Raw genomic sequence first — 12,731 nt, forward strand, 5'->3', positions numbered from 1 at the left:
AGCATCATCCGCTCGAACCGAGCTAAGGAAGCATCATCGTGAAAATCAACTGGGCCGAGAACCTGCGGCAGAACGTGCACCAACTGGCCGAGTCCCTGGGCAACCTGTTCGTCGAGACCTTCCACTACCTGGCGCTGTTCGCCATCGGGGCGGTGACCGCGTACGCAGCGGTGATGGAATTCTTGCAGATGATCGAAGCAGGGCACATCAAGATCGACGACATCTTGCTGCTGTTCATCTACCTCGAATTGGGGGCGATGGTCGGGATTTACTTCAAGACCAATCACATGCCGGTGCGATTCCTGATCTACGTGGCGATCACCGCGCTGACGCGGCTGCTGATCTCCAACGTATCGCATCACAATCCGCCGGATGTGGGGATCATCTATCTGTGCGGCGGGATCCTGCTGCTGGCGTTTTCGATTCTGGTGGTGCGCTACGCCTCGTCGCAATTCCCTTCGGTGAAGATCGAGCACCCGCAACGCAAGGTCGGTGCGGGTTCCAGTGAACATCCCGAAGTGGAGAAGGGCGAGCTTTAAAGCCGGATCGCAGGTCGCGGCTGGCCTTTGACCGGCGGTGGTGGCAAGGAGCGACTGTCGCCGTCGGTCATGGCTTCGAGGATGGTCATGGCACTGTGGCCCTGCTCGATGGCGATGCCGAACTGAATGCTTTGCACCAGGCGCTTCAGGCGCTTGGGGTCATTGCGTTGTTCGGCACTGATCATCCGTTTGGCCACCACGCGGCCGCTGTTGGAGAGGGTCAGCATGATGCTGCCGTCCAGACCCTGAATGCTCAGGTTGATCTGGTAATCCGGTGCAAAGGCATCGGTAATGACCTGAAAGGGGTTGTCCATAATGCGTCACCGCCTGATTGAACGTGCAGTTGTTGACCGGCCATATTCGGGTTGGTTCGCAACACCGGACCATCGGCCGATCGCTCGCTGAGGTTTCAACAGTCCTTTTGCCTCAGCGGTGACGTAGCAAGGGGCATGCCGGAAAAATTGTCGGACAATGATCACGGCAAAAAACAGGCGGGCGCCCTGACAATCAAGCAGGCCGCCTTCTTTTTACCTGCCCGTTTCAGGGCATGAATGCGCAGATGACCGCAGACAGTGCAATCAGCACTCCACCCAGCTCACCGCCAAACCGCCGCGTGACGTCTCTTTGTATTTGTCATGCATGTCGGCTCCGGTATCACGCATGGTGCGGATCACCCGGTCCAGGGAGATGAAATGTTTGCCATCGCCGCGCAGGGCCATTTGCGTGGCGTTGATCGCTTTCACCGCGGCAATCGCGTTGCGCTCGATGCACGGCACTTGGACCAGGCCGCCGACCGGATCGCAGGTCAGGCCGAGGTTGTGTTCCAGACCAATTTCAGCGGCGTTTTCAAGCTGCTCTGGCGTGGCACCGAGCACGTTGGCCAGACCGGCGGCCGCCATCGCGCAGGCCGAGCCGACTTCGCCCTGACAGCCGACTTCAGCGCCGGAGATCGAGGCGTTTTTCTTGCACAGGATGCCGACTGCCGCCGCACCCAGAAAGAACGCGACCACGTCATCGTCCGACGCGTCCGGGTTGAACTTCATGTAGTAATGCAGCACCGCCGGAATGATCCCCGCCGCACCGTTGGTCGGAGCCGTGACCATGCGCCCGCCCGCGGCGTTTTCCTCGTTCACGGCAAGGGCAAACAGGTTGACCCACTCCATGGCCGACAGGGTGGAGGTGATGACATTCGGCTTGCCGATTTCCAGCAGGCTGCGGTGCAATTTCGCCGCGCGACGGGGCACATTCAGGCCACCCGGCAGGATGCCCTCGTGACGCAAACCCTGTTCGACACACTCGCGCATCACCGACCAGATGTGCAGCAAGCCCTGGCGGATCTCGGCTTCGCTGCGCCAGGCCAATTCATTGGCCATCATCAATTCGGAAACCCGCAGACCGTGCTGGTTGCAGAGCCGGAGCAATTCGGCGGCGCTGGAGAAATCGTACGGCAGCACCACATCGCTGGCCGGTGCGATGCCGGACTCGGCTTGCGCCGCTTCGATGATGAAACCGCCGCCGACCGAGTAGTACGTCTGTTCGTAGAGTTCGCCGGATTCGCCGAAAGCTGTCAGCGACATCGCGTTGGGGTGGTAGGGCAGGCTCTCGTCCAGCAGCAGGAGATCGCGCTGCCAGTCGAAGGCAATTGTGGTTTTGCCGGCCAGGGATAATTCACCGGTTTCGCGCAAAGTCTGGATACGGCTGTCGATGGACGTGGGATCGATGCTGTCCGGCCATTCGCCCATCAGGCCCATGACGCAGGCGCGGTCGGTCGCGTGGCCGACGCCGGTGGCGGACAGGGAGCCATAAAGGCGGATTTCTACCCGACGAACGGCGTCCAGTAAATGCTGGTCAATCAGTGCCTGGGCGAAGGTCGCGGCGGCGCGCATCGGGCCGACGGTGTGGGAACTGGACGGACCGATGCCGACTTTGAAGAGATCGAAAACACTGATAGCCATGCTAAACCCTATACAAGCAATGGAAGAGAAATCGCTGCCATTTTTGTAGGACAAGCGCAATGTCGGCGATACTGCCTGCCTCGGTCCAGCGTGACCAACGAAACTTCCTAAGACAGCCTTTAGCAGGACTAAACGATGAGTCGTCAATTGCATGCCCAGACCTATGTCTGGCTGCACGTGTTTTCCTGTGCCGCACGGCACTTGTCGTTCACCCGTTGCGCCGAGGAACTGCACATCACGCCGGGGGCGGTGAGTCAGCAAATCCGCCAACTGGAAGAGCGTTTGGGTTTCCGCTTGTTTCACCGTCGTGCACGAGGTGTCGAACTGAGCGCTGAAGGCCAGCGCCTGGCCATTACGGTCAACGAGGCGTATGGCAGCATCGATGCGGAATTGCGCCGACTGGACGCCGGAATGATCAGCGGAACGTTGCGGCTGCGCTCGATTCCGTCATTCCTGAGCAAATGGCTGACCCCGCGCCTGCCACGTTTGCAGCAGCGCTTTCCGGACATTCAGTTGCGCCTGGTGGCGGAGGACAGCAGCGTGCCGCTGCACGAGGGTGACTTCGATCTGGCCATCGACCTGAACGATGGCAGTTACCCCGGCCTGTTATCCACAGCCTTGCTCGACGAGCAGATTTTCCCGGTTTGTGCACCGAGCCTGCTGCGCGGACGACCGCCGCTGCATGGCCCGGCGGACCTGATGCATTTCCCGTTGTTGCACGACATCACCGCCTGGCGCGGCAGCTATGAATACGCGGAATGGGAGTTCTACCTGAATGCCATCGGCTTCCAAGGCGCCGACGTACGGCGCGGGCACACATTCAATCGCAATCACCTGACCATCGAAGCGGCGATTGCCGGGATGGGCGTGGCGATTGCGCGGCGCACGTTGCTCAATGATGAGCTGGAACGGGGAACTTTGATTGTGCCGTTCGGCCTGGCGGTGCCCAATCACAAGCGCTACATGCTGCTGTATGCGCCGGGTGCATTGAGCCATCCGGGCGTGCGCGCGGTGCATGACTGGCTGGTGGAGGAGGCGGGGATTTTTCGAAGTCTGCACCCGCTGGCAGAGCAGCAGATGTGAGCAATTATGACAAAGAAGCGTGTCGACCCAACTCCCGACCTTAACAGCGCTTTTGCCCGTTGTCCGGGTTTTTTTGCGAATCCATATTTATCTTTTTTTAGGGGTTGAATTGTTCTGCGCGCAGACCGATTGTGTAAGTAAGAGGTCACGGTGATGACGCCCAAGGGCTAGCCGAAGGGCCTCTCGCGAGCTAGCTGAAATAAGGGATGAACTATGCAAATCCAAGTCAACAGCGATAACCATATTCAAAGCAGCATCCGACTGGAGGAGTGGGTACGTACTACCATTGAGAGCACGCTCGAACGTTATGCAGAGGACCTGACACGCGTCGAGGTCCACCTGTCAGACGAAAACGGCGACAAGCCCGGACCGCACGACATGCGCTGCCAGCTGGAAGCGCGGCCAAAAGGCCACCAACCGATTTCTGTCACTCATAAAGCCGATAACCTGGAACTGGCGATCGACGGCGCGGCCGAAAAACTCGAACATGCGCTGGAACACCTGTTCGGCAAACTGCGAGGCAAACCACGTGCCGCTGTGGTGCCGTTCGAACGAGCCGCAGCCGATGCGCTGCTGGAAGACGAATTTCTCGAGAACGAGCAGGCCGCACAAAACGGCTGACAGCTGATTCGCTTATTACCTTTCCACCACTGAAAACGGGCCTGCTGATGCAGGCCCGTTCTTGTTCCGGGGTCCACAAATTCCTGTGGCTTCATGGGGTCCCTCGCCACAATGGTGTAGTGATCGATAACCTCAAGGTAAAACCGTATCCGGCAATCAGATCTTTTTGCGTATGAGAATATTTATCATTAATATTGCGCCCTCGCTGGCCCCATGACTTTCACGCGGCCTTACCGGTTTCAAGGTCGCATCATGAAAGACACCTCAACGCTCCCGGTTTCCTCTCGATTAGCCATCGCCACGTTTGCGCAGGGCTGACCTGATGATCACCCTCCCACCCGAATCACACGACGAGGAACATCGCGGGGCGCGCGCGCATTTCCTGCAGGTGTTTCTTTCCCAGCGTTCGCAGATGGAAGCCTTGGTGAACCGTCGCGTGGGGTGTCGGGCGACGGCGGCGGACCTGGTGCAGGACTTGTTCCTGCGTTTCTGGCGGCGGCCGTTGGTGCAGGTCGAGGAACTCAGCACCTACTTGCTGCGCTGCGCCGGCAACATCGCCATCGATCATTTGCGCAGCGAAGGCACGCGGGTGCGGGTCAATGAAGGCTGGATGCCGGACGCGCCAGACAGCCACGGCAGTGAGCCGCAAGCCGCCCTGGAAGCCGGCAACGACTTGCGTCACGTCGAAGCGGCGCTGCGTGCCCTGCCGGAACGCACGCGGCAGATCTTCCTGCTCAACCGCATCCACGGTCGCAAGTACGCCGAAATCGCCAAGGCCATGGGCTTGTCCCAAAGCGCCGTGGAAAAACATATGATGCGCGCCCTCGATGCCTGCAAGGCCAGCCTGCGGGAACCGCTAACGCGCACGCCAGGGAAAGCACCGTGAATCAGCTCGAACGCGTCACCCCGACGCCCGCTCAGGAACAGGCCGCCTTCGCGTGGCTGTGCCTGCTGCACGACCAGCCCAGCAGTGGTGATCAACTCACCTTCAGTCACTGGTTGCAGGCTGACCCCGCCCACGCCGAGGCTTATGCGCAGGCGCAGGTGCTGTGGGAATTGAGCGAGTCGCCGGCGCGAACCCTGGCCGATGAAGACGCTTTCGCCTTGCAGGGCTATCTCAATGCCATCAATCAATCACGCCGCCACAGCATGCGGCGGTGGTCGGGTGCGTTGGCGATGGCGGCGTGTCTGTTGTTGATGATTGGCCTCGGCGCGGGTTGGCAGCCGGCGCGATGGATCGATGATCTGGGGGCGGACTATGTCTCGGCGCCGGGGGAAATTCGCACCGTGACCCTGGCGGACCAGTCGCAAGTCACGCTGGATGCCGACAGTGCCATCTCGGTGGATTTCAGTCGCGGTGAGCGGCATGTCCAGTTGCGGCGCGGCGCAGGGTTCTTCAGCGTGACGCACACGGGCGATCCGTTTGTCGTCGACGCTGAACAGGGCCAGGCGAAAGTGCTGGGCACCCAGTTTGAAGTGCGCCTGCAACCGCAGGGGGCTCAGGTGACGGTATTGTCCGGACGGGTAGGCGTGACCGCGAAGAAGTACGCCGAACCACAAATTCTGACCGCCGGCCAGCAATTGGCCTACGGCGACGGCGCGGCGGAAAAACTGCATGCCGTCGACAGCGAGGCGCAGTTGGCGTGGCGTCAGGGCTGGCTCAATTACTACAAGGCGACGTTGGCGGAGGTGGTGCAGGACCTCGGGCGCTATTACCCGGGGCGGATTGTATTGCTCAACGATGAGCTGGCGGCGCGGCGAATCAGTGGCAGCTTTCCGAGCAAGGACCCGCAGGCGGTGTTGAGTTCGTTGCAGGGGGTGTTGGGATTTGAGCAGCACAACGTTTTGGGCCGTCTGATTATTTTGCGTTGAGGCTGCTGGCCCCATCGCGAGCAGGCTCGCTCCCACAATTGACCGCATTTCTTCAGGATAAATGCAATTAAATGTGGGAGCGAGGCTGCTCGCGAAGGCGTCCGATCAGGCAACACATAACCTTGAGTAAAAATATTTTCAAAATTCCAGTGAGGTAAACCCGAGCCCATCCGTGTAGTGACTGAAACTGCGAGTCATTCGCATCCGTAGCGGTTCTACACAGGTCATTGAGCAATGAAGTCCAGGGCAAAATCGGGTTCGGTCAAACAGTGGTTGGGTGCTTCGGCATTGAGTATGTCGGCGCTGGCCTTGCTGCCATTGAGCATCGCCTCGGCGGCTGAAGCAAACAACACGCAACAGCGTACCCAGTTCAGTTTCGCCATCCCCGCCAAACCACTGCCCCAGGCCCTGAGCGACTTCAGTCGGGTCACCGGCATCAGCGTGGTCTACACCGATGAAGCGCCGTACGGCCTCACTGCCCCGGCGATCAATGGCCAGTTGAGCGCCGATCAAGCGATGCAGCGTTTGCTCAGCGGCTCGGGCTTCACCTTCCGCCGCACCGATGCGCAAACCCTGATACTTGAACCCGTGCCCACCGCCGGCACCTTGAACCTGGGCGCGACCACTATTACCTCAGTCGCCGACCAATCCATGAGCTATCAGCCGCCGCCCACCAGTTCGGTGATGCGCTCGTCCGCCTTGCTCCAGGAAATCCCGCAGACCATCAACGTCGTCCCGGCCCAAGTCATTCGCGATCAGCTGCCGCGCAATCTGGATGATGCGCTGGCCAACGTCAGCGGCATCACCCAAGGCAACACACTGGCGAGCACCCAGGATTCGGTGATGACTCGCGGTTTCGGTGACAACCGCAATGGCTCGATCATGCGCGACGGCATGCCGATCGTGCAGGGCCGCGGCATGAATGAAAGTGTCGATCGCGTCGAAGTGCTCAAGGGCCCGGCCTCCTTGCTGTACGGCATTCAAGACCCGGGCGGGGTGGTCAACCTGGTCAGCAAGAAGCCGGAACTTGAGCAATACAACGCCCTGACCCTGCGCGGTTCGACTTATGGCGATGGCAAAAACGGCAGCGGTGGCAGCCTCGACAGCACCGGCGCACTCGGCACCTCCGGCCTCGCTTACCGCATGGTGCTGGACCATGAAGATGAAGATTACTGGCGCAATTTCGGCACCCACCGCGAGTCGCTGGTAGCGCCGTCGCTGGCCTGGTTTGGCGAAAGCACCAAGCTGTTGTTCTCCTATGAACACCGCGAGTTCCTGACCCCGTTCGACCGTGGCACGATCATCGATCCGCGCACCAACCACCCGCTGGACATCTCGCGCAACGAGCGCCTCGACGAGCCGTTCAACAACATGGAAGGCCGTTCGGACCTGTACCACTTCGAGGCCGATCACGAGCTCAATGACAACTGGACCGCCCACCTCGGCTACAGCTGGAACCGTGAAACCTACGACGCCAGCCAGGTGCGCGTCACCGCCATCGACACCAAGAAAGGCACGCTGACCCGCAGCATGGACGGCACGCAGAATGCGATCAGCACCGACCGCTTCACCACCGCCAGCCTCGAAGGCAATGTCGAGTTCGCCGGGATGAAACACGACCTGGTGTTCGGCGTCGATGACGAGTACCGCAAGATCTACCGCGAAGACCTGATCCGTCAGAAAAGCCTGAGCACCTTCAGCTACGTCAACCCGGTCTACGGCCGCGAAGTTGCCGGCACCACCGTCAGCCCGGCGGACAGCGCGCAAACCGATGAACTGCGCAGCGATTCGATCTTTCTGCAGGACTCGATTCACCTCACCGACAAATGGATTTTCGTCGCCGGTGGGCGCTTCCAGGAATACGACCAATACGCCGGTAAAGGCGTGCCATTCAAGGCCAACACCGACAGCAACGGCCAGAAGTGGGTGCCGCGCGCGGGGCTGGTGTATCGCTACACCGATGAACTGTCGTTCTACGGCAGCTACACCGAATCGTTCAAACCCAACTCCACCATCGCGCCCTTGAGCGGCAGCAGCACCGTGCTCGACGGCAGCATCGCGCCGGAAGAAGCCAAGGCCTGGGAAATCGGCGCCAAGTTCGATATGCCGGGGCGCATCACCGGTGACATCGCACTGTTCGACATCAAAAAACGCAACGTGCTGGTGGCCAACTCCGAAGGCCCGGTGACGATCTACAGCGCGGCCGGCGAAGTGCGTTCCCGTGGCCTCGAAGTGGACGTGACCGGCCAATTGACGGATCGCTGGAGCATGATCGGCAGCTACGCCTACACCGATGCCGAAGTTACCGAAGACCCGGACTACAAAGGCAAGCAGCTGCAAAACGTCGCCAAGAACAGCGGCTCGCTGTCGGCGGTCTATGACTTCGGTACGATCGTCGGTGGCGATCAGTTGCGGGTCGGCGCCGGGGCGCGATATGTCGGCGAGCGGGCGGGTAACGCTGTGAACGATTTCGACCTGCCGGCATACACCGTGGCCGATGCGTTCGCCACGTACGACATCAAGGTTGAAGGGCAGCGGGTCAAGTTTCAGCTCAACGTGAAGAATATGTTCGACCGCACGTACTACACCTCGGCGGCGAGCCGGTTCTTTGTGTCGATGGGGGATTCTCGGCAGATTCTGTTGTCGAGCACGTTGGAGTTCTGATCAGACACGGCGTCATCGTTCTTCGCGAGCAGGCTCGCTCCCACATTGGTTTTGTGAACGACACAGATCAAATGTGGGAGCGAGCCTGCTCGCGAAGGCGGCCTGACAGGCACCGACTATCTAGGGGCCTACCGCAAAAACGCCTGCCGATACTCCCCAGGCGTCCCACCCAGTGCCTGCCGAAACCGATTGGTAAAATGACTCGCACTGGAAAACCCGCACGCCAACGCAATCTCCCCCAACGGCTGCGACGTCGAACGCAATAACTCCCGCGCCCGGTTCAGCCTGCGAGCCAACACATACTGATGCGGCGGCAAACCAAAGCTCTCGCGAAACATCCGCGCAAAATGGTATTCCGACAGCGCACACAGCGCAGCCAATTGCCCAAGGCTGATGGCCTCGGCCAATTGATGATCGATGAACTCCACCAACTGCCGCCGCTGGTGCGCCGCCAATCCACCCTTGAGCCGCAACCCCTCGCGCATGCCCACCTGACCCAGCAACACGTGGCTGAGCATTTCGTGGGCCAGGCTGCTGGTCAGCAAGCGTTCGCCGGGTTCGTCCCAGTTGAGGGTGAGCATCTGTCGAAAGCGCCGGGCTTGTGCCGGGTCGTCGAGGAAAGTCGCTTCGCGTAATTGCAGTTCACGCGGTTCTCTGTCCAGCAGCGTGACGCAGCCGAGGGCGAATTGTTCGGGGCTGAAATACACGTGGGCCAGGCGAATATCGCCATTGATCACCCAGCCGGACTGATGATCCGCCGGCAGGATGCACAGCTTGTCCGGGCCGCCCTTGGTGCCGGGCTGGTCACGGCGGAAGGTGCCGGTGCCGCCGGCGATGTAGCACGACAATGTGTGATGGCTCGGCGCTTCGTAGTCCTGGGCGTCGTGATGATTGCTCCACAAGGCTGCAGCCATGCCGTCACCGAGCTCGGCGCTGTGCTCGAGGCGAGCATTGGGCGAGCGGTTGAGGGCTTGAAAGACTTGCAACGTTTCCAGTGCGGGCATGATCGGTTCTCTCCAACGCCTTGCATCCTACTCCGTAGACGTTGGCCTGCCAGCCTGCGGGCTGACAAAAGCGCAAGTTTATGCAAGTGCGACGCGAGCGCACGCAGGACACTGAGCCTCTATTGAGGAGTGTTTGCCATGAACCTGTCGTTGTACTTGCTGACCGTGCTGATCTGGGGCACCACCTGGATTGCCTTGAAATGGCAATTGGGCGTGGTGGCGATACCGGTGTCGATCGTCTATCGCTTCGGCCTCGCGGCGCTGGTGCTGTTCGCGATGTTGCTGCTGAGTCGACGTCTGCAAGTGATGAACCGGCGCGGGCACTTGATCTGCCTGGCGCAGGGGCTGTGCCTGTTCTGCGTCAATTTCATGTGTTTCCTGACCGCCAGCCAGTGGATTCCCAGCGGCCTGGTCGCCGTGGTGTTTTCCACCGCGACGCTGTGGAACGCCCTGAACGCGCGGGTGTTCTTCGGCCAGAAAATCGCCCGCAACGTGCTGATGGGCGGGGCGTTGGGCTTGTTCGGGCTTGGCCTGCTGTTCTGGCCAGAGCTGGCGGGCCACACCGCGAGCCCGGAAACCTTGCTCGGGCTGGGCCTGGCGCTGCTTGGCACCCTGTGCTTCTCGGCCGGCAATATGCTGTCGAGTTTGCAACAGAAGGCCGGGTTGAAACCGCTGACCACCAACGCCTGGGGCATGGCGTATGGCGCGGCGATGTTGTCGGTGTGGTGCCTGGTCAAAGGCATTCCGTTCGACATCGAATGGAGCACCCGTTACATCGGCTCGTTGTTGTACCTGGTCATTCCCGGTTCCGTGATCGGCTTCACCGCTTACCTGACATTGGTCGGGCGCATGGGCCCCGAGCGCGCGGCCTATTGCACCGTGTTGTTCCCGGTGGTGGCGTTGAATGTCTCGGCCTTTGCCGAAGGCTATCAATGGACTGCACCGGCATTGGTGGGCCTGGTGTTGGTGATGCTGGGCAACGTATTGGTGTTTCGTAAACCCAAGCCACCCATGGTCCAGGGAACTGGCAAACTGGCGTGACGTTTATAAAGATCGAGTGTTCAGCGCTCGATCTTTAACGTTATATAGATTAACAACGGCAACATGAAGTCAACGATGTCTCGGGCCCAGTCCTTGGCATTCCATGTGTGTGATTTGTCCATGTTGAACCACTCGACGCCGACAACTTGCAGGCAAAGGTAATAGATAAACAGACCGATCATTAACCCGATGATCGAGCATTTCTTGGCTTCGTGGAATGCTTTGGCAGACGCGTTGATGTTCCGAAGCAGGTGATAAGTGCCCATCAGGCAGAATACGGTGTACGTCACCTCGAGGGTGATGATAAGCCAGTAGATACGGTGGTGGAGCAGGGGCGAGGTGATTGCCCGGTAGCGGGTATTTTCGTTTTTCTGCGTGGTGTCCATGCTCAGGATGTGGCCTACATATTCGTAGTTGGTGGCATAGTCGGTAAAGTTGCCATACATCACCAGCAGTCCAAACAAACTTATATAGGCCATCAGTATGACTTTGCTGTATCTGATGAGTTGTGCAGTTTTAAGCGTGTGCAAGGCAAGGGTTCTCCATAACCGTTAGTCCGAGGGGGCGGGCAGTAGTGGAGAGTCTATAGCGGGGTTTTATCTTTCGTCGGTTGACTGAATTGCAAGTTGTGTAGGGCGCGGGCAGACGATTAAAACCGTCTGCCCGTTTTAATCAGCCTTTCCAGACTTGCGGGTTGACCAGATCTTGCGGGCGCTCGCCCAGCAAGGCGCTGCGCAAGTTGGCCAGTGCACGGTTGGCCATGGCTTCACGGGTTTCGTGGGTGGCGGAACCGATGTGCGGCAATGTCACCGCGTTTTTCAGCTGGAACAGCGGCGACTCGGCCAGCGGTTCTTTTTCGTAGACGTCCAGCCCGGCGCCGCGAATGCGGTTGTTTTGCAGCGCTTCGATCAGGGCCGGCTCGTCGACAACCGGGCCACGCGAGATGTTCACCAGAATCGCACTTGGCTTCATCAGTGCCAGTTCGCGGTGGCTGATCAGGTGTCTGGTTTTTTCGCTGAGCGGCACCACCAGGCAGACGAAATCGGCTTCGGCCAGCAGTTGATCCAGCGTGCGGAACTGCGCGCCGAGTTGTTGTTCCAGCTCGGTCTTGCGGCTGTTGCCGCTGTAGATGATCGGCATGTTGAAACCGAGGCGACCGCGACGGGCAATGGCCGCGCCGATGTTGCCCATGCCGACGATGCCCAGGGTTTTACCGTGTACGTCGGTGCCGAACAGCGGTGCGCCGACGGTTGCCTGCCATTGGCCGGCCTTGGTCCAGGCGTCCAGTTCGGCGACGCGTCGGGCGCTGCTCATGAGCAGGGCGAAGGCCAGGTCGGCGGTGCTTTCGGTGAGGACGTCGGGGGTGTTGGTGAGCATGATCCCGCGTTCGTTGAAGTAGGCGAGGTCGTAGTTGTCGTAGCCGACCGAGACGCTGGAGACGACTTCGAGTTTGGCGGCGGTTTCGAGTTGTGCGCGACCGAGTTTGCGACCGACGCCGATCAGGCCGTGGGCGTGGGGCAGGGCTTCGTTGAATTGGGCGTTGATGTCGCCGTTTTTCGGGTTTGGCACGATGACGTCGAAGTCTTGCTTGAGGTGTTCGACCATTTCGGGGGTGACGCGGCTGAAGGCGAGGACGGTCTTTTTCATGGGAGGAGGGCTCGTCGGGCGTGGAGAATGCCAAGCACGCTAACATTCTTCCCCGCTGTTGTGCGAGTGCCCGGGCGTCGGTTATGCCCCCTATTCAAACTGTGGGAGTGGGCCTGCTCGCGATGGCGTCCTGACAGGCGACCATTCTCTTTCTTGGTGTACATATCCATTTCTGCGGTAACGGCCGCTTAGGGTTTCGCCCTTACGGCGACTCACTTTTTTTTCAAACCCTCCGTGTCAGGCTACCTGTCGCCCTTGTTGATTGACTCACTCATGCAAGAGGGCGAAGGTGTTTAGCAATGTCC

Annotated in this window: 12 protein-coding genes; 7 read left to right on the forward strand and 5 right to left on the reverse strand. The window is 59.9% G+C overall.

Going from position 1 to position 12,731, the window contains the following annotated elements:
- Positions 1-38 precede the first annotated feature (38 nt).
- Entirely contained in the window at positions 39-539 is a 501-nt protein-coding gene (locus ACWKV5_RS19375) for a phosphate-starvation-inducible protein PsiE (RefSeq protein ID WP_027924586.1), read from the forward strand.
- Here the strand turns inward: ACWKV5_RS19375 and ACWKV5_RS19380 are convergent.
- Together ACWKV5_RS19380 and ACWKV5_RS19385 are read right to left on the reverse strand one after the other, a co-directional pair.
- Complete coding sequence (locus tag ACWKV5_RS19380; RefSeq protein WP_123435358.1) at positions 536-853, reverse strand: DUF3509 domain-containing protein; 318 nt, start codon at positions 851-853, stop codon at positions 536-538. The two genes, ACWKV5_RS19375 and ACWKV5_RS19380, sit on opposite strands and share 4 nt — an antisense overlap.
- A 264-nt stretch (positions 854-1,117) precedes the next feature.
- The gene (locus ACWKV5_RS19385) at positions 1,118-2,494 is read right to left on the reverse strand and encodes an L-serine ammonia-lyase (protein WP_483842594.1); all 1,377 of its coding nucleotides are present in this window, start codon (positions 2,492-2,494) and stop codon (positions 1,118-1,120) included.
- Between the two features lie 135 nt (positions 2,495-2,629).
- Between ACWKV5_RS19385 and ACWKV5_RS19390 the strand changes: the two genes are divergently transcribed.
- From ACWKV5_RS19390 to ACWKV5_RS19410, 5 genes are all read left to right on the forward strand, one after another.
- Positions 2,630-3,577, forward strand: coding sequence for a LysR substrate-binding domain-containing protein (locus tag ACWKV5_RS19390; RefSeq protein ID WP_483842595.1), 948 nt, complete (start codon positions 2,630-2,632; stop codon positions 3,575-3,577).
- 213 nt (positions 3,578-3,790) lie between these two features.
- A complete protein-coding gene (locus ACWKV5_RS19395) occupies positions 3,791-4,198 on the forward strand; it encodes an HPF/RaiA family ribosome-associated protein (RefSeq protein ID WP_483842596.1) in 408 nt (135 codons plus the stop codon).
- Between the two features lie 322 nt (positions 4,199-4,520).
- Entirely contained in the window at positions 4,521-5,084 is a 564-nt protein-coding gene (locus ACWKV5_RS19400; protein WP_483842597.1) for an RNA polymerase sigma factor, read from the forward strand.
- Positions 5,081-6,070 (forward strand): FecR family protein, encoded by a 990-nt coding sequence (locus ACWKV5_RS19405; RefSeq protein ID WP_483842598.1) that lies wholly within the window; start codon positions 5,081-5,083, stop codon positions 6,068-6,070. Before ACWKV5_RS19400 ends, ACWKV5_RS19405 begins: the two co-directional genes overlap by 4 nt.
- A gap of 234 nt (positions 6,071-6,304) precedes the next feature.
- Positions 6,305-8,734, forward strand: a complete 2,430-nt coding sequence (locus ACWKV5_RS19410; RefSeq protein WP_483842599.1) for a TonB-dependent siderophore receptor — start codon at positions 6,305-6,307, stop codon at positions 8,732-8,734.
- A 128-nt stretch (positions 8,735-8,862) separates the two neighbouring features.
- Here the strand turns inward: ACWKV5_RS19410 and ACWKV5_RS19415 are convergent, their stop codons facing one another.
- Positions 8,863-9,738 carry a helix-turn-helix domain-containing protein gene (locus ACWKV5_RS19415; protein WP_483842600.1) on the reverse strand — a complete coding sequence of 292 codons (876 nt, stop codon included), beginning with the start codon at positions 9,736-9,738 and terminating at the stop codon, positions 8,863-8,865.
- Between the two features lie 138 nt (positions 9,739-9,876).
- Here ACWKV5_RS19415 and ACWKV5_RS19420 point away from each other — a divergent pair, with 138 nt between their 5' ends.
- A complete protein-coding gene (locus ACWKV5_RS19420) occupies positions 9,877-10,779 on the forward strand; it encodes a DMT family transporter (RefSeq protein ID WP_483842601.1) in 903 nt (300 codons plus the stop codon).
- A gap of 20 nt (positions 10,780-10,799) precedes the next feature.
- Here ACWKV5_RS19420 and ACWKV5_RS19425 read toward each other — a convergent pair whose 3' ends face one another.
- Both ACWKV5_RS19425 and ACWKV5_RS19430 read right to left on the reverse strand, forming a co-directional pair.
- Positions 10,800-11,309, reverse strand: coding sequence for a DUF2165 family protein (locus ACWKV5_RS19425; RefSeq protein WP_483842602.1), 510 nt, complete (start codon positions 11,307-11,309; stop codon positions 10,800-10,802).
- A 142-nt stretch (positions 11,310-11,451) separates the two neighbouring features.
- On the reverse strand, positions 11,452-12,426 hold the full coding sequence (locus tag ACWKV5_RS19430; protein WP_483842603.1) for a 2-hydroxyacid dehydrogenase: 975 nt from the start codon (positions 12,424-12,426) through the stop codon (positions 11,452-11,454).
- Between the last annotated feature and the right edge of the window lie 305 nt (positions 12,427-12,731).

It is taken from the genome of Pseudomonas oplopanacis, from assembly GCF_057128725.1.